The organism is Leptospira broomii serovar Hurstbridge str. 5399 (assembly GCF_000243715.2).
Lineage (GTDB): Bacteria > Spirochaetota > Leptospiria > Leptospirales > Leptospiraceae > Leptospira_B > Leptospira_B broomii.
Window position 1 is genome coordinate 991006 of record NZ_AHMO02000008.1, and the last position, 17998, is coordinate 1009003.

Below are 17998 nucleotides of genomic sequence, written 5' to 3' on the forward strand. Positions count from 1 at the left end.
AAGGAAATCGGGGATGGATGCCAGGTCAAGGGCGATCATCCCCGAGAAATCGGGAAATTCCTTTGTTTAAGTTGCCTTCCGACCACTCGGATCGAAACATTAAATCCTAGGCTCGATTGTTTCCCGATAAAAATAACCTTAGAATTTTTATTCGAGGTAATGTTTGCTATATCTAGCTTCGATATCTTTGATATCAAAGAGAATAAAGAAATCCGTCGTTTTGAATACGCTATCTAGTGCGGGAGTTCCACAAATGAGCGAACCCGCTCTAATGTATCCCTTAATCAAGGCAGGAATTCTTTTCGTTACTTCCTTAATATCTTCCGGCGCATAATTCGAGTCGAAATCCGGCATTTCAAAACCTGGCAGAGGAGTTACGTCGAACGTCGAACCGGCAAGAGCTTTTTTCTCTTTAAGGAAAGCGTAAACGTCGTTAGCAGTCTGCGCATCGGTACTGTGTACTGAGCCACACCCGAATAAATACCCGATATTATTTTTCTTCATGTACTGAGCTAATCCGCCCCAAAGAAGAGAAATTACCGAACCGTCTCTATATTCCGGGTGAACGCAACTACGACCGATTTCCGCCGGTTCGCGTTCAAGTTCGTAAATCTTAGTAATATCGAATTCGTTGTCCGAGTAAAAACCTAGATTCGTTTTTGCTACGCTTCTTCTTAGAATTCTGTAGGTTCCCACGATCATATCGTCGCGATTCTTATCGACTACGATTAGGTGATCGCAGAAAAGATCGTACTCATCGCGGTCTTTACGAGTCGCCGCAGATTGAGGTAAACCCTCTCCTAACTCAAGATTGAAAACATCGTAGCGCAGAGCCAATGTTCTCTCGATTTCGAGCTGATTCTCGGCAATTCTAACCTCGAGTTTTCGTTCTGTTTTTAGCCTGTTTTGGACAGATCCTGATCCCATTGTTGTCCTTCTTCCTTTCTGTAGGATAGTTCCATCTATCCTTCCTTTTCGTTACAGTCGGATTACGAGGGAAAGAAATTCCGGTGACTGCCCTCAGTTAACCTGCCATTCTGCGTTGAGAGGCCAATTTTTTTACAAAATCGCCCAAAAACGTTTTCCCCTTGGGGTCTAACTGCGTGAATTGAACCCCGAAAAAACCGTCCGCTTCTTTAGCGGGAGCTAAATGCTTAATGAGTCCCATGGCTTTGAACGGCTTATAGCCTGGGAGTGAAACGACTAATTCCACGGCGGAATTAATATCGCAACCGTCAAAATGATGAGGAACACGTATTGCCATTCCGCTTTGACTCAAGTCTTGAGCGATGAGGATATCTATAAATCCATTCCCCATCAATTGAACTTGAACCGGTTGGTTGTGGAATGGCACAACACGTATATGTTTTCTCTTCTCCATCCACATTCCTCCAGAAAAGCCGAGACCTGGCCAAAACTAACCTAATAGCTAATGAGACGGGAGAATAAAATTATATCTAAAATAAAAATAATTTCAAAACAAATGTTCGAAAAATCGCCTAAGCCTTTAGGCCTAACTCTTCCTCCGCCCCTTCCACTAAGGTAAGTTTATAGCTCTCCATAGCCTTAGAGACTTTTTTTTCGAACTTACGGTTAAAAACAAAATGAGATAGAGTTTTTTCTAAAAAGAAAATCATTTCTACCGGTTTCCATTCGATTACCCCTCGTTTCTGGTCTACCACTTTGCCCTGCTGTACTAATGTTGAGATGGCTCGGATTGAATGCTTCGGAAATTCATTTTTCAAAGCCTTAAAAAGAGCCTTCGATTCCACTTCTAAAAATTGGAATTTTCTGGAGAAGAGCATCGCGTCGTGGAAATATTCGGGACGTACGACTGCTCCGTTCAATCGCAGCGAAATGATTAGAAATCCTATAAAATCGGCCATCTCCGGAAATATTCCAAGACCGGGCATATCCTGCCCGGGGTACAGTCTAGATTTTTCCCGATCCGGATGTTTCGGATGACGTGTCTGTAGCCAGTTGATGACCAGATATTTTTCTTTGAAGAAGTAATCGTTAATTTGAATCCGATACTCTTGGATGCTCAACCTGAGGTGGATAAGAATTTCTCCGCCCTCGGTAAGAACCACTCTTTGATATAAATCATCGGTTCCGGATAAATCTAACTTAGGTGAAGGATATCCTTTTTTCTTTAGCTCGGAAAGCACTCCGGTGATTTCGAATAGTTCCCAGACATTTTCTTTAGTGAGAGAATGAAATAGTACGCCTGAACTTACTACATGCGAATCTACAACGGCACAGAGAAAATCATCATATAGGAAGTCGAAGAAACGCGGATTATTGTAAGCGACTTTCGGCATCAGAAGTTTCTTTCACTTTAGTTTCATTCTTGCAGGAATTTCCTTTTTTTCAAGGAAATAATAGGAATAGAATATCCTTTCCGCAGGATCCTAAAATAAGGAAAACGAAGGCAATGATGTCGAATGCCGCAATAAAATGAACAGGCGTTTCTATTTCGCCCAGATCGAAAATAAAGAAACGCCGGACAGTCTAAAGTTGCGATCGAAAGTTATAATATGCTTTCAGCACATCCTCGGGTGCTTCGGTTTGAGGATAATGTCCTATCTTAGGAAATTCATAGATCTTTGCTTCGGGTCTAAATTGTTTTAACCTTTGAACGACTTGTATGCCGCTTACAGGATCAATTAATCCGTCGCCGAATGCAAAAGGCACAGGAGAGTCCAGTATTGCACCGACCCACCTTTCTCTGAAAAGTTTTCGCTCTCTTATATATCGAATGAGTTTATGATAAACCGACCTTCCTCCTCCGTTACTCACGCATTCCCAAAAACCGTCTAGCTCTTCTTTACTAGGTTTCGTTTCGGGACCGAAAATTTCGGACAGATTTCGCTCGAAGGAGGATTTATTCAGTAAATTCGAAAAGAAAAATCCGAACGGACCATTCAACAATTTTTGAATCGTTCTAGGTCGATGTGTTTCGGGAAATATTCCCCCGTTGAGTAAGAATGCGGATTTTAAATCGGGACCTCCGATTCTTTGTCCCGCCAACTTTTCCCTAAATCGCGCCAATAATTCCTGGGCGACCGTATCCCCTAAATCGTGGGCCAGAAGATGAACCTCGTCGATCTTCAGATCCTGAAGTAAATCTTCCGCTTGGTCGGCGTATTGAAACACCGAATAATGGCCCCCTTTCGGTTTATCCGAAAATCCGAAGCCGAGATAATCTAGGGCAATTACGCGATAACGAGAGGTAAGACTTTCCCATAGATCTTTCCAATCCCAAGACGATGTGGGGAATCCGTGTAAAAGAAGCAGATTCTCACCGGTTCCGCCGGTTCTATAAAAGATTTTTTTCCGTTTCCATTCGAAGAATATTCCCGCCGCTTTCCACGCAAGCGCATGAGTCTTCCATAATTTTTCCGACATAGTTCCTTCTCCAGGCGTGAATATTCTAGGGCATTTGTTTTCTTTGAAAAGAGGAAAATTTCCTTTTCGAAACAATCCGTTCGAAAGCGCGAAATGAAATTTCTATTCCAGAGCTTCGAGTAAATTGGACAAGAAACGCTTTCTTTCAGGGCTCTCGGGTAAATTTCCGAATCCGGCCCGGATATTATCCTGCAGGTGGGAAAGTTTAGCTGTCGCCGGAATCACACAAGTGACCGCAGGATGGGAGATAATGTATTTTAAAAAAGCCTGAGCGAATGAATCGCATCCCCGCTCCTTAAAATATTCGGGAAGAACTTTCCCCTTAGTCCTTCGAAAGAGGCCACCTTCTTCGAAGGGTCGGTTGACGAGGACCGCTATTCCATTTTGAGCCGCAAAGGGTAAGAGACGATTTTCCGCCTCTCGCGTTAAAATCGAATAGGGAATTTGAAGAAATTCCACTTTATCCTTGCCGGCGATCCGCTCCATTTCGGCAAATGCGGAAGGAGTAAAATGGGTTAGGCCGATATAACGAATCTTTCCCTTTTCTTTCAACTCTCTTAGAGTTTTTAAATGAGTAGAGGTATCTAAAAGATTATGAATTTGGAAAAGATCGATTTTTTCGGACTTCATTTTTCGAAAGGAAGCTTCTATTTGGGTACGACCTGCAACTTCACCCTTCGTCCAAACTTTCGTCGCAAGAAATATCTTTCGACGTTCGGATTCGCTTAACCGTTGAGAAAGAATTCCAACCGTTTCTTCCGCTCTTCCATACATCGGGGAAGAATCGATTACGCTTCCGCCCTCTCGCAAAAAATCCTGTAGAACTTCGTTTAAAGGAGCTAAGGAACGATCGTCGGAGGGAACATCGAAAGTTTGCCAGGTTCCTAATCCGATGGCCGGAATCGTTTCCCCCGAGCTGGGAATTTTCCGTAGGAGCATAGTGGATCTCCCTTCGATCTTTCTCGTTTCGGCCGAGAGAGAAAAAAGATTTTCGAATTTTTTGCTAAGTCGGCTTGCCAGTAATCCCGCACCTATTCCGAGGAATTTCTTTCTAGAAAAGCGCATCAATTTCTACCGGCTCACCCTCGAGAAAAAATAAAGGCTTAAGTCGAAAAGAAAAACAAGTTTAAAATCCAAAAATCGATTATTTTGGACCGGGCTTCCCTAATACTTCTATAGTATCTTTATAAAATTGTAACATCCTTTGGAAGGCCGCTTCGGGAAGTTTTCTAGGTTGGTCGTTTTTTAGGTATTTTCGAACGGGGAGTAACCTGAACTTACTCCCTTTAGATCCGGTCCGGTCTATATATACCCAAACAGGTTCGTAGAAAATATCGGTGATCGAAAGTTTTCCGGTCTCTTTTGAAAGGGAGAAATTCAAAACGATTCCGCCGTCTACGTATCGGCGATCCTGCCCGGAAATAAAATTTCCCAAGGAGTAGACGAAAAATCGCTCCTTTTCGATTCCAAAACGATCCTTAATCGTTTTTTTTCCGAATCTTTGCAAACTATGGGGATGACCGCCTAGTACGATATCGGCGCCCGCTTCTAAAGTAAAATCCACAGTCTCTTTTTGAAACGAGTCCGGTTCCCGCAAATACTCGGTACCGAAATGATACATCACGACGATTCCATCCGGCTTACTTTTTTTTGCTAGGGCGATGTCTTCCGAAATTCTGGTTTTGTCGATCAGATTCACGACGGTTCCGGCAGGAACTTCGAGACCGTTCGTTCCGTAAGTATAATCTAAGAATACTAAATCAAAGTCGCCGACCTGCACCTTAAGAATTCGATTCTTCTCATATTCTTCCTTAGTTCTATACGTTCCTAAATGTTTTAAACCCAACTCCTCTAAAACGGTAACTGTTCGAACTACGCCTTCTTTTCCTTTATCACAAGAATGATTATTGGCTGTCGAAAGGACATCGAACCCCGCGTCTCGAATCGCTTTTGCAAGGGAATCGGGAGCGCCGAATTGAGGATAGCCTGTATATTGTTTCGGATCTCCCGGCAAGGTAGTTTCTAGATTCCCCACGGCCAAGTCAGCCTCGGAAATCATAGGAGCGACCTCCTCGAAAACTCCGCTAAAGTCCCAGCAATCGCAGGATTTATCATAGGCCGAATCGATTTGCGTCTGGTGCGACATGATATCTCCCACGGCGACCATTCTTAAAACGTTTGGAGAAGAAGTCTTAACTTGACCGCCTGTCGCGGAGCAGACTAACAGTAACCCGAAAGCGGAAGAGAAAAAGAAAACTTTTCGGAACGTCATAAATAGCTGAATCATCGATTATGGGTTTATTTTTGCGCGGTCTTCTTGGACTCGTCCGTCGGAGTTCCTTCGATAACGGAAAGTCCTTTTACGATCTGCTTTCTTTTGGATAAGATTGCGGTAGTGGATAGAGCGCCCGGCTTATTTAACCAAATCTTAAAATTATCCATCGATTGAATATTGTAATGAAACGGATAATCCTTCGGAAACATTTCCCCGTCCGGGAATCCAAAAACCTTAGCTCCCTTGGTTAAAGTACGAATCAGGATACTTTTTTCGTCGGTGGGTAGGCCTAGGAAATTCTTTCTCATATCGTCGGGATAACGGAAATATTCCTCCGCGTTCGAAGTATAGAGAATTCGGATCGGTATATGAAGCTTAGCTGCTTTTTCCCCTACGGCCCGAAATGTTTTTGTGCCTAACAAATTTCCGTCAACCGCGAGAATGCGCCCTTCCAGAACCATATTTCTCAGATAGTTGTAATCGTTAGGGTCATTATGAAAGGATTTAAAATCGAATGTTTTGGATATTTTTTTTAGATCGCCTAGGCGTTGCGGAACGCCTCCTTTCTTAAGCGCAATTTCATAAGCTTTGCTGATCACTTTGAATTCGGGGTCCGAAGAGAATCTCTTTTCCAAAACTGCGAGAGTTTCCTTTTTATTCTTTGTATCCCATAACGTTTCAAATTCTGCATACGTGGGAGAAATTTCAAAAAAATACAAATGAATTCGGTTAATTGCTACTGTTACCGGATCAAAATCGGCAAGAAACGCATACTCGCTTTTTGCCCAGGCGACTAAAGTCAGATTTTGGTCCGTTCCCACCCCGATATAGCCGCCTCCTAACCCTTCCACACTCGAACGAAATAAATCCAATCTTCTTTCGTTCGAGGCAGGATAATGGTCGGCATGAAGATTCCGATCGGCCGGCAACGGATCGGTTTCATTCAAAGTCAAAACGTCTCGATTTAGATGGCTGGAAGAATGTTTAAGCTCTGTGACGGCAAGCGTACCGCAGGCCGTCACGGAAAACGATAGATATATGAGAAAGATTGTTTTACAGACTCTTGAGGAAAAACTCGCGTGTAAATTCTCTGCGGTTTTTTTTCTGAATGCCATGATTTCCCTCGATCGATTCGGAGCCGGTCTCTGATTTCTTAGGCTCCGAAACAGAACTTATTAAGAGGTGTCCCGGGGGGAAGAACTTTACGAGTCGGAAGCAGCGGAGATTTCGGAGAGACGCTACCCTCTCCGAAATGAAACAGAATACTTCAACGAGATGTACTGTATATTGCCCGCAAATCTGCTGCGATATTTTTCTGCATAGCTTCGTTGGTCCCTCCGCCGATAGAAAGCAAAATCGCGTCCCTATGCAATCTTTCCACCGGATATTCCCTACAATAACCGTAACCGCCCAAAACTTGGATCGCATTTCTTGAAACTCTCTCCGCCATTTGCGTAGCGACTAGTTTTGCGGATGCGGCTCCAAGTGAATTGCGGTTTTCGGGATGAATTTTTGCCGCAACGTCATAGACTAATGCGCGGGCGGCTTGATAATCAGCGTATGACTCCGCTACGAGTCTTTGGATTTGTCCAAACTCGATGAGCTTTTTACCGAACGCTTCTCTATGGCGAATCGTGTAATCGCACATGACCTCGACGCAACGTTTTGCGATTCCCAACGATTGCGCAGCCAAAGTGACTCGCTCGATTTCGAGGTTTCTCATCATGTGAACCAGAGCGCCGTCTTCCGCACCGATTAAATTTTCGGCGGGAACTTCCGTATTATCAAAAATCAATTGAGTCGTGGGGGAAGATCGCATCCCCATCTTTTCCTCTTTTTTTCCCACGCTAAATCCCGGGAAGGAGCTTTCCACGATGAAGGCAGTCGTTCGTCGTGCGTCCTTGCTCGTTTTCGCATATATGAGAAACACTTGGCCCACATTTCCGTTCGTGATGTATTGCTTTGTGCCGTTCAGAATATATCTGTCCCCGCGCCGAACTGCTATCGTACTCATTCCTAGTACGTCGGTTCCGGCCCCAGGTTCGGTCATGCCCATTCCGCCGATCCATTCGCCGGATAATACTTTCGCTAGGTATTTTTGTTTTTGCAGGGGACTAGAGCTATAGTAGAAATTATTTACGAACAGCACCTCGTGAGCCAAGTAGGAAAGGGTAAATCCGGGATCGTACGCGGAAAATTCCTCGTGAATGATGACGCTTGCTACCGGATCCAAGCCCATACCGCCGTCTTCCTCCGGAACAGTTACGCCAAAAATTCCGAGTTCAGTACCAAGTCTGCGGAAAAGGGGGGCGTTAAATAGTTCACCGTCATCATGCTCCTTTGCCTGTTCGTCCAAACTTTGTTTAGCGAATGCCGCAACGTTTTCCCTTAAGGAGTGATGATTCTCCGTGGGATTAAATAGATCAAAATTCTTCTCTAAAGTACCTTTCATACAAAACCTCTCTTCCTACTTTTCTGCCTCTAGCAGAATCTAACGGATCTTCTTTCTTTGATTTTTCACCATAATTCAAATCGCATGCGCGAAAGCCTCGGCGTAAAAGGGACTGGACATCCTGCCCTAGGATCCTATTGTAAGAGCGGTTTAGAAAACCGCATTTTCTTTTTTCCGGCTTCCGAGACAAAACCGAACGATCGGTACTTTTTCGGTCTCGCTCCGGGTTAGGATGGAACCTGAATGACATATTCTGTCGTATTAACCGGTATTTGTATTCTCTCTTTCTTCTTAGGATCCAGAAATAAAGGATTGAACGAGTATTCTTTAAACGGATTAAGAGAAGCTTTATTAAAATCCATCGCTTCTCCATTTTCTGTGGAGTCGATTTACTGGTTCTTATTCTTAGGTACTTTCTTACTTCTTCCTTATTTTTGGGGGTTAACGTTTCTACTTAAATCCGACATGAATGTTCTGGTGATCATTGGAGGATTAGTTTGGGATTATTATTGGAGTAGAACGCTCATTCTGTTTCGATGAGGGAGATTTCCCAAAATAAGCTAAAAAAGTAGTTTGCATCCGAGCTTTTTGGAAATTTCGTGTTTATAGCCCTATTTTTATTGGAGAACCCAGGTCCATGAAGATCATCGTTTTAGTGAAGCAGGTGCCTGACACCGAAACGAATATCAAAGTCGGGGACAAATCCATCAACGAAGCCGGAATTAAATGGATTATCTCTCCCTACGATGAATTCGCCATCGAGGAAGGTCTCAGATTGCGCGAGAAAAACGGAGGGGAAGTCATCGCAGTTTCCCTCGGTCCCGATCGCGTTCAAGAGTCCCTCCGCCAAGCCTATGCAATGGGAGCAGACCGCGCGGTACAGATCAAAGTGGACAACTACGTTCCTTTCGATACCGTTTTGACAGCGGAATTAATTGCTAACTTTGCAAAATCGGAAAACGCCGATATAATTATCGGAGGACGCCAATCGATCGACTCGGACAGCTCTCAAGTTGTCGTTCAAGTCGCCGAAGCATTGGGAATTCCTCATATAGCCTTTGCCGTAAGCTTGGAAATTAACGGAACAAACGTTAAATCAACCAAAGAAGTGGAAGGCGGAACGCAAATCGTCGAAACTACTCTTCCCGTTGCAATCACCGCTCAAAAAGGGCTTAACGAACCTCGTTATCCGAACTTGAAAGGTTTAATGGCTGCTAAAAAGAAGCCGATTGAAAGTAAATCTCCCGCCGATCTGGGTAATCCAACGAGCAAGATTGAAATCGTCGGTCTGGAACCCCCTCCTCCTCGTATTCCTGGTCGCAAGTTGGAAGCAGCGGACGCTAAGGGATTTGCAGAGCAGCTTGTAAAAGCTCTTCGCGAAGAAGCTAAGGTTATCTAAGGAGAAGACCCGTGAGTAACGTATTAATCGTAGGCGAACTCAAAGACGGAGAACTCAAAAAGATCTCCAGAGAAATTACTTCTGCCGGTCGCAAGATCGCGGATGCCCTAGGCGGAAAAGTAACCGCAGTCCTACTCGGATCCGGAGTGGATAAATTTGCCGGTGAATTAGCCGCAGTCGGTGCGGATTCGATCATAACCGTAAATGCAGGCGAGTATAACGCTGAAACTTGGGCCAACCTGGTTGCAGGTGTGATCAAAGACAAGAACCCATCCGTGGTTCTATTACCCCATACTTCGCAAGGAAAAGACTATTCCCCACGCGTAGCAGTAAAAGTCGGAGCAGGAATCATTGCCGACGTAGTAGGGCTTTCCGTTGACGGAGGAAAAGTCGTAGCGAAGAAACCGATTTATTCCGGTAAGGCATACGGAAACTTTAAAGTTACCAGCCCTGTCGCAATGTTCACAGTTCGTCCTAACTCTCAAGAAGTCGGACAAAAAGCCGGTGCGGGAGCGGTCGAAGCGGCATCACCTTCGGCAGGAGACGCAAAAGTGAAGATTGTTTCTTCCGATTTAAGCGGAGGAAACAAGGTTCAGTTAGCGGAAGCTTCCATCATCGTATCCGGTGGGCGTGGTATTAAAGGCCCGGAAAACTGGCCGATTCTTCAAGGATTGGCGGACGTTTTAGGAGCGGCTCTAGGAGCTTCCCGCGCGGCTGTTGATGCAGGATGGATTCCTCATAGCCATCAAGTCGGACAGACTGGAAAGACTGTCTCTCCGAATTGTTACATTGCATGCGGGATTTCAGGTGCAATTCAACACTTGGCCGGTATGGGCTCTTCTAAGTACATCGTCGCCATCAATAAGGACGGAGATGCACCGATCTTTAAAGTGGCTACCTACGGAGTCGTAGGCGACCTCTTCGAAGTCGTTCCTGCTCTTACCGACGAGTTCAAAAAAGTACTTGGATAATTTCGTCTAATGAAGCCATAGTAAGAACAATTATGGTTTCATCCAAGGGGTTTATATCCTTTTTAAGTGCCGCGGCCATCTTGGTTTGCGGCACTTCTATTTTACCTGATCCGGGTCGGGACCGCCTAAACGCGCTTATTGGAAAAATGAATGAAATTTCCAGTTTCAGGGCTAGCATAACCATCAATAACGAACTTTCCGGAACACTTTCGTACAAAAAACCGAATCAATTACACGTCAAATTCTCTGACGGGAGAGTGATAGCTGCCAATGGCCGCTTTCTCTGGTTTTACTCCCCTTCGAGAGGAATTGTGGGCAAGCAGGATTTAAAAGGAATGAGTGGAGGAATCGGAGGACTACTATCCGGCTATGAGGAAGTCACTCCGGTCGGCGGATCTCTTCGCCTAAAATCTCCCAATAGAACGTACGAAGAAATCGTCGTAACTTTGGGACCGGACAATACCCCTAGATCCTTAAGAATGAAGCATAAGGGTTCCGGAGAATATACTTCCATCGCCTTTTCAGGAGTTCAAACGAACGTAGGATTATCGGCTTCACTCTTTAATTTCGGAGCACCTTCAAACGCACAAATCGTGGAGAACCCGCTCAACGAGAGGGAATAGGCTTTGTCTGCAACATCGCGCACCGACGCCCACAAAGTATTCGCGGATCTTTACCGTAAACCTCGTTCTCCGGAACATCAGCAAAAGATAGACGAAGTAATACAAAAATCGAACGATATCTTTATTCGAATCGACTTGATGAAGAAAGTCGACGAAGAGTTCGAACAAAAAAAGAGAGAAGATAGCCGAAGAACGGAAGAAGACGAAAAGGCCGCTAAGCAAGGTTCAAATCTTCCGACATCTTCATCTTCTTCTTCCAAAACGCCGCCTAAACCGGTTCGCAGAACGAACGATGCAGGCGCAGTCGGTCTAGGATTTTTAGCGAATTTATTCGGCGGAAATGCCGCGATCACCAAGTTCGCGAAAGAAACAGGCACGGTCGAAGTCGGATTCCTGGGTCGGAATTCGAAAATTGCACCTTCGGTAGAACGTCTATTTAAAGCGCTAAAAGAAGATCAAATCATCTCAACCTTGCAGGCACTCCGATTGGCCGAAAGTCAGGGTTGGAGACATTGGCGCCCGTTAGTGTATAACGTAGTATTAAATTTTAATAAATTCTTTAATAACTTTATTTCCCTCGATTCCCTCTTTATCGACGAAATCTCGCCCGAGATATTTTTGAACCGATCCTTAAAGATGCAGATGTACTATGCCAGACATTTGTCCAGAGACGACGCGAAAGATATCATTTTAACCCACGTACCAGAACTCGTAAAAAAAGACGAAAAACTTTCAGTTAAACTCCCTTCTATTTTATCCGGATTGAACTACGGATTGAATTTGGAGACCGGAAGACCGAAATTAACGGATGCGATTCGTGCGTTCTACGTAGTTTCAAATCGAAAAGTGATCACATGGGAAGAGATTATAGATTCATTAAACGTTCCTCCGATCAACGAAATGAAATTCCAAGGCTCGCCCGATATCACCAAGGAAGTGGATACTACTCTTATCAAACTCTCCGATGATATTATCACTCGCGGAAATAAAAAGGAGGAACTTCAGAATCTAAGACAAAGATATTTTAAAATAGACGAGAACGGTAAAATCTCCTTCGACTTTCTGAACGGAGTCGTTGACGATTATTTCGCACATCACATGCCGGAAAATATGAACTCGGCTGCCTTTAAATCCTCTTTCAAAGGGATGCCTCATAAACTTATATATATATTACTGAGAGATTTTCAATCCTGCTATTCTCCGATTCTGGAAGGCATGGTCAAAATCGGAACGAAAAACCATAATCGCGATGTGATCATCATGCAAACCGGTTTGTTCAAAGGTGAAATCGAGGAAATCAATAACCTTCTCCGCCAGTTGGACGCATTCAATAAAAAATATCCGAGTTTCCAGTACACCTTCGCTACGTTTAATCAAAATACCTCCGGCAGCGCCGTTGAAGATCAAATTACGCTTAATCTTTTACGCTTACTGGGTGAAGCCTCCGCATTCATGGGCAAATTCGCGGAAAAGATCAACATTCTTGTTGAAAATCATTTGCTCGCAAAAGATTACGAGGTCAAGGGCCAATTAAACGATCGAGTTCTTGCCTCGAAGGAAAAAGTCATCGATGAAATCAAAGTTCTTCACAGATTTATTCCTTACTACGATTCGACTATCGTGTCGGGAAACCGTTTAAATAATAAGACCCTAGAATATGTTTTTGTGGATATGGCTCAGCTCCTATTCAATTACGCGGTTATTTATAAAGATAAATTCACAGTGAATAAATTGACTGCCCATCGTAAAATCGACGCCGAGCTTAAAGCTCTTCGTGATGAATACGAGCGTTTATCCGGCAAGCCCTTTGTGGGAGGCCCGATGCAAAACGAATCCTCGGAGGAAGTATGAGGATATTAACCGGAGTTCAACCGTCCGGAAAATTACATTTAGGTAATTATTTCTCCGTCATACGGAAGTTAGTCGAATATCAAAATTCTTCCGATTTATACTGCTTTGTAGCGGATCTGCATGCGTTAACTACATTCTCTTCCGCAAAAAATCATACTGAAAATACGTACGATGCCGTGTGCGATTTTCTGGCTCTTGGAATCAATCCCGACAAATGCACTTTTTGGATTCAATCTTCCGTTCCCGAAGTCACCGAATTAGCCTGGTATCTGGGAATGTCTATCACTGTACCTCAACTTCAGTTAGCTCATTCTTTCAAAGACAAAGTGGCAAAAGGAATTACGCCTAGCGGGGGCTTGTTTTTCTATCCTGTTCTTATGGCGGCCGATATCCTCGCCTTCAACAGTGACAGAGTTCCGGTAGGAAAGGACCAAAAACAGCATTTAGAGCTGACTAGAGATATTGCGGAACGCTTCAATGCACAGTACGGGCAAACCTTTAAATTGCCCGAACCGGAAATCGACGAATCCACTGCGATCGTACCGGGAACGGACGGAGCAAAAATGTCCAAGTCTTACGGAAATACGATCAATTTCTTCGACGATGAAAAGAAAATCAAAAAAGCGGTAATGGGAATCGTAACGGATTCTGCCGGAATCGACGACCCGAAAGATTATAATAAAAATGTAATATATTTGATTCATTCCCTTTTCTTGGACGATGCAAATAAAGCGCGACTAAAGGAAAAATTCGCCACTCCCGGCACCGGCTACGGCGATTTGAAAAAAGCTCTTTTGGAACAGGTCCTGGATTACTTTGCTCCTTATAGAAAAGAAAGGGAAAAAATAGCGGGCGACCGAACCTACGTTAGGGATATAATGAAAAAGGGCGCCGATAAAGCCCGCAACGCCGCGATTCCAATTCTTGATACGGTGAGAAACAAGATGGGAATAGGAATCGGTACCGGAAGTAAATCCTCATAATCGTTCATCCCGCCGATAATTCGTCTCCGGCCTAACGGGAAAAATGTAAGCAATCTTTTTAATCCGAGAACTGTTTTTCTCATGAAACGGTTTTTAGAAGAAAGGTATCGGGACTGGATCCCTTCCTCTTCTTTTTCATATTTAGTTTTAGGCATTTTAGCCAGCCAATTCTGCCGCTTCTTACTCGCCGATATTCTACTCATATGGACAGGAATAGGATGTATTTCGATCGTTTTGATTTCCTCCCTAAAACCGATTCGTAAAAAGCTTCTCTCCTTCGCTTGGGGAATCCCGCTATTTTTTCTTCTTCTTACTTCCGGATTTACTAAAAGGACTGCACCTCTTTTAAACGAATCGAAAGTTTGGAAGGATAAGTCGAGCGCCTTCGTCGGGAAATTGCTGGAGTCTGCAAATGTAGAGGGATTAGAAAAGGAAATTTCTCTGGGACTGGTGTTAGGAGATGCAAAAAACCTAAACAAAGACTTTAAGCAGGACGCTAAAGAAGGAGGTATACTTCATCTTTTCGCAGCCTCCGGACTTCATTTAGGAATATTATTAGGTTGCGTCTTTGCATTTCTAAAACTCTTCCCAGTATTAGGATATTTCTTTCCGAGAGTGATACCCATTTTGCTCGGACTTCTTTATTTCTCATTACTTGGTTTTCCGGTGTCTTTGGCACGAGCTTGGGTTTTTTCGTCCTTTCTTCTTTTACAGACGCTATTCTTTCGAAAAACACGTCCGTCCGATTTGCTTTTAGCCTCAACCGGAATTTTGTATCTTTGGGATCCTGTTAGATCGTTCGGCGTATCATTTCTTCTTTCGTTCGGCGCGGTTGCGTCCATTTTACTTTTGAAACCTTGTTTAGATCTTTGCTTTCCGCGAGACGCCGAAGAAACCGGCATATTGAAAAAAATGGGATACTTCTTTCGAGAAAATCTAACGCTTTCCTTCGCGGCGGGCTTAGGTACCTTTCCGACATTAGTCGCATACTTTGGAACCTTTAGTTTCGGTTCGCTCGGAATTAATCTGCTCTTGGTTCCACTATGCGGAATATTACTCCCTTTATTATATTCCGCATTACTTTTAGAATTCTTATCGATTCCTTATCTGAAAGATTGTCTCTGGATTCCGGTTAAATTGCTGATCAATATTCTAGAAAGTGTCACGGTCTTTTGGAGTGAAAACGAGCTTACTTTTTCAAAATATTATCGAGGCGAGGCGAAGCAACTCGCATTAATCGTTTTGTCTTTGTTCATCATATTTTTATTCCTGATTCGATCCCTCCCGATTCGCGACACGATAAAAAAATCACTAAACCTTTCCTTCTCTCCGGAAGGGAATACTAGAATTCAAAAAAATATGGATCCGATTCTTTTACTGCGTTTATCATTATTGGTTTTCTGCATCGGATTCTATTACCTTCTTGCTGCTTCGTCTCGGTATATACGATTACCGCCGATATTCTACGGAGACAAATTTAGCTTCGTGATTCGGAACGAAAAAGAATTAGTTTTGGGAGGGAAATGTAAGTACAGCTCGAATTTATTTTATAATTCTTTCGGAAAAGATCACCAACTCTTCTGCGGAGAAAATTCGGGCCAAACTAAAATCGAGAGGATTTATATCGAAGACGAATCTTGCATACGTTGGATTCTCTCCTGCTTTAGACGTCGAACAAACGTACTATTCCAATATGGCGGCAAAAAAACGACTTCTTCCCTTAATCTAACGAACTGGCAAATCGTTCCTAAAAGAAATCGATTTTCTCTTCCAACAGAATCTGGTCAACTCGTAAGGTTCGAAGTCGGAAAAGATTCGGTTTTTAGTCTGGCAAAAATCACGCAACATGGTACAGGAATTATTTTACTAAGTTCGCGCTTCGGCAAATCGGATAATGTGAAGGAATGGAATAAAGTTCGAAAACAGCTTGGAATCGGGCCCGGCTGGGAGTTTATTGGAAGCAATGAGCTTCCCGGAATACCCGTTTTTTAAACCCACAGTAATTCGGGAATTCCTGGCAAAAAAATCCTCCGCTCCTCTCAAAAAATGGGGACAGAATTTTTTAATAGACCCGAACGCGGTCCGTACATTACTACAAAGTGCAGATCCAGAAGCATTAAAAAAATCTGATTTAATTCTGGAAATCGGGCCCGGCTTAGGCGCGCTTTCCCATCTTTTGGTCGGTCTGGGAAAAAGAGTCCTGTTATTCGAAATCGATCCCGTATATTACGAATGGCTTAAAGAATTTCTGCCGGAAGCGGAAATCGTTTTGGGCGACGCAAGAGCGACTCTAACGGATTCGATCTCGGACAATTGCTTTCTATTCGGAAATCTTCCCTATTATATCACTTCCGAGTTGATCGTTCTTTCCTTAGAGCGGTTGAGCGGATTGACAGGTGCGGTGTTCTTAGTCCAAAAAGAATTCGCGCACCGAATGACCAAAGAAGTATCTTCTTTATCCGTCTACGCAGGAGCCTACGGTACTTTTAAAAATCGTAAAACTATAAAAGCCGGATCTTTTTATCCCAGCCCGAACGTAGATTCTAGCGTCCTTTCCTATACCGCTAAACCTCGTTTTTCAAACAGAGAACTCTATCAAATTTTAGAAATACTCTGCAGAGTTTTGTTTTGGGGAAAAAGAAAAAAGATTGGATCTTCTTTGAAGGAAGCTCCTCTTCTATCCTTTTATCCGACGGGTTTACCCTTACGTTTGTCAGAAGAGACTCTACGACTCCAACTCAGGGAAGCCGTAGAGACTGCCGGGCTTTCTTTGGACAAACGGCCGGAAGAATTAAAGATCGAAGATTTTTACAAAGTGGTCGAGAATTTCCCTCTCCATTTTTGAATCTTTTACCTTCATTGATACCGTTCTTTTTCCCTTTGATGCTGCAGTCTTTTCTGCTCCTTATGAATCGATTTCCATTTCGCTTTTTGTGCGCGGGCCTCGCCGGAAGTCGGGGAAGCCAATTGCGCATTCCGAGATAATTCCCTTTGCAATTTGAGATAGCTTTTGAAGCGATCTTCCGAAATTCTCCCTTGCTCCAGAGCGGTCTTTACTCCGCAATTCGGCTCGCTATGATGGAAACAGTCAGGAAACTTACAGCCTTTCGCTGCTTCCAAAATTTCCGGAAAAGTTTCCGCGAGCCCCGAACCGTCCGACCAAAGTTGGATCTCCCTCATTCCCGGATTATCCAAAATCCAGGCGCCCGACGATAGACGAAACATCCAACGATTGCTCGTCGTATGTTTTCCCTTCGAATCCGATTCGCGAACGTTTTGGACCTCCCTAAATTCTTTCCCCAAAAGAAGATTTAATAGAGAGGATTTCCCCACTCCGGAAGATCCGATAAAGGCCGAAGTGGATTCTTTACTCCAATAGTCCGCCAATTCTTCCAAACCGATCGACTCGAATATTGAAATAGAATGAACCTCAACTCCCACGCAAGACTCTTTCACCTGTGCGATCCTATCGAATAACTCATTTTGGTTATCGCTGTAGAGATCCTTCTTCGTCAAAACGATCACAGGCAAGGCGCCGCTCTCCCAAAGCTGCACGAGAGTTCTTTCCAATCGCCTGGGTTGGAAGTCGCCATCCAAACCGTGCAAAAGAAAAATATAATCCATATTTGCGTAGATCGGATCCGGTCTCTGCAAATTTCCTTTGGATTTACGTACGAGCAAACTCCGACGAGGAAGAACGGAATGGATCAGAAATTGTTCCGAATCCATTTTTGTAGCGAGTACCCAATCTCCGGCAATCGGTAAATCCAAAATGGAATTCGCTCCAAAACGAAGCGCACCCGTTAAGATACCGATTCCTTCTTCGAAAGCCGTTTGGAGTTTAAACTCTTGCCCTTGCTCTCCGATGATTCGTGCGGGAAAAGATTCCCGGAGTCCGAATAGCGAAGATATAATTTGAAATTCTCTTTCCCTATCGCGGTCCCATGCGGATAGAGAAAGATCTGGTCTGTGATTCATTTGTTTTTGCCAATGTCCCGATTTTCGGGATGGATCGTATCAAGAAGACAAAAGTCTT

At 43.8% G+C, this 17998-nt stretch carries 17 protein-coding genes; 8 read left to right on the plus strand and 9 right to left on the minus strand.

The features are described from left to right. Positions 1 to 147 precede the first annotated feature (147 nt). The 8 genes from LEP1GSC050_RS10185 to LEP1GSC050_RS10220 form a co-directional block, all read right to left on the minus strand. Positions 148 to 927: a GNAT family N-acetyltransferase gene (locus LEP1GSC050_RS10185; protein WP_010571111.1), complete on the minus strand. Its 780-nt coding sequence runs from the start codon at positions 925 to 927 to the stop codon at positions 148 to 150. A gap of 97 nt (positions 928 to 1024) precedes the next feature. Continuing rightward, entirely contained in the window at positions 1025 to 1381 is a 357-nt protein-coding gene (locus tag LEP1GSC050_RS10190) for a PilZ domain-containing protein (protein ID WP_010571112.1), read from the minus strand. 118 nt (positions 1382 to 1499) lie between these two features. Beyond that, positions 1500 to 2321 (minus strand): hypothetical protein, encoded by an 822-nt coding sequence (locus LEP1GSC050_RS10195; protein WP_010571113.1) that lies wholly within the window; start codon positions 2319 to 2321, stop codon positions 1500 to 1502. Between the two features lie 190 nt (positions 2322 to 2511). Further along, the gene (locus LEP1GSC050_RS10200; protein WP_040911607.1) at positions 2512 to 3408 is read right to left on the minus strand and encodes an alpha/beta fold hydrolase; all 897 of its coding nucleotides are present in this window, start codon (positions 3406 to 3408) and stop codon (positions 2512 to 2514) included. Positions 3409 to 3510: 102 nt separating this feature from the next. Continuing rightward, positions 3511 to 4347: an aldo/keto reductase gene (locus LEP1GSC050_RS10205; protein ID WP_232225695.1), complete on the minus strand. Its 837-nt coding sequence runs from the start codon at positions 4345 to 4347 to the stop codon at positions 3511 to 3513. A 205-nt stretch (positions 4348 to 4552) separates the two neighbouring features. Then, positions 4553 to 5695: a CapA family protein gene (locus LEP1GSC050_RS10210; RefSeq protein WP_010571116.1), complete on the minus strand. Its 1143-nt coding sequence runs from the start codon at positions 5693 to 5695 to the stop codon at positions 4553 to 4555. 11 nt (positions 5696 to 5706) lie between these two features. After that, on the minus strand, positions 5707 to 6798 hold the full coding sequence (locus tag LEP1GSC050_RS10215) for an LIC_10091 family lipoprotein (RefSeq protein WP_040911276.1): 1092 nt from the start codon (positions 6796 to 6798) through the stop codon (positions 5707 to 5709). A 152-nt stretch (positions 6799 to 6950) separates the two neighbouring features. Beyond that, positions 6951 to 8135: an acyl-CoA dehydrogenase family protein gene (locus LEP1GSC050_RS10220; RefSeq protein WP_010571117.1), complete on the minus strand. Its 1185-nt coding sequence runs from the start codon at positions 8133 to 8135 to the stop codon at positions 6951 to 6953. A gap of 243 nt (positions 8136 to 8378) precedes the next feature. Here LEP1GSC050_RS10220 and LEP1GSC050_RS10230 point away from each other — a divergent pair, with 243 nt between their 5' ends. The 8 genes from LEP1GSC050_RS10230 (at position 8379) to rsmA (ending at position 16807) form a co-directional block, all read left to right on the plus strand. Next, entirely contained in the window at positions 8379 to 8675 is a 297-nt protein-coding gene (locus LEP1GSC050_RS10230) for an LIC10362 family protein (RefSeq protein WP_010571119.1), read from the plus strand. A gap of 97 nt (positions 8676 to 8772) precedes the next feature. Further along, positions 8773 to 9534, plus strand: coding sequence for an electron transfer flavoprotein subunit beta/FixA family protein (locus LEP1GSC050_RS10235; RefSeq protein ID WP_010571120.1), 762 nt, complete (start codon positions 8773 to 8775; stop codon positions 9532 to 9534). Positions 9535 to 9545: 11 nt separating this feature from the next. After that, complete coding sequence (locus tag LEP1GSC050_RS10240; RefSeq protein WP_010571121.1) at positions 9546 to 10505, plus strand: electron transfer flavoprotein subunit alpha/FixB family protein; 960 nt, start codon at positions 9546 to 9548, stop codon at positions 10503 to 10505. A gap of 32 nt (positions 10506 to 10537) precedes the next feature. Next, positions 10538 to 11128 (plus strand): LolA family protein, encoded by a 591-nt coding sequence (locus tag LEP1GSC050_RS10245; protein ID WP_010571122.1) that lies wholly within the window; start codon positions 10538 to 10540, stop codon positions 11126 to 11128. Between the two features lie 3 nt (positions 11129 to 11131). Further along, positions 11132 to 12979 carry a hypothetical protein gene (locus LEP1GSC050_RS10250; protein WP_020987573.1) on the plus strand — a complete coding sequence of 616 codons (1848 nt, stop codon included), beginning with the start codon at positions 11132 to 11134 and terminating at the stop codon, positions 12977 to 12979. After that, entirely contained in the window at positions 12976 to 13962 is a 987-nt protein-coding gene (trpS, locus tag LEP1GSC050_RS10255; protein WP_010571125.1) for a tryptophan--tRNA ligase, read from the plus strand. The genes LEP1GSC050_RS10250 and trpS overlap by 4 nt, the downstream gene beginning before the upstream one ends. Positions 13963 to 14043: 81 nt before the next feature. Further along, entirely contained in the window at positions 14044 to 15954 is a 1911-nt protein-coding gene (locus LEP1GSC050_RS10260) for a ComEC/Rec2 family competence protein (RefSeq protein WP_010571126.1), read from the plus strand. Beyond that, on the plus strand, positions 15926 to 16807 hold the full coding sequence (rsmA, locus tag LEP1GSC050_RS10265) for a 16S rRNA (adenine(1518)-N(6)/adenine(1519)-N(6))-dimethyltransferase RsmA (protein ID WP_010571127.1): 882 nt from the start codon (positions 15926 to 15928) through the stop codon (positions 16805 to 16807). Before LEP1GSC050_RS10260 ends, rsmA begins: the two co-directional genes overlap by 29 nt. 11 nt (positions 16808 to 16818) lie before the next feature. Here the strand turns inward: rsmA and rsgA are convergent, their stop codons facing one another. Continuing rightward, positions 16819 to 17940 (minus strand): ribosome small subunit-dependent GTPase A, encoded by a 1122-nt coding sequence (rsgA, locus tag LEP1GSC050_RS10270; protein ID WP_010571128.1) that lies wholly within the window; start codon positions 17938 to 17940, stop codon positions 16819 to 16821. Positions 17941 to 17998 lie beyond the last annotated feature (58 nt).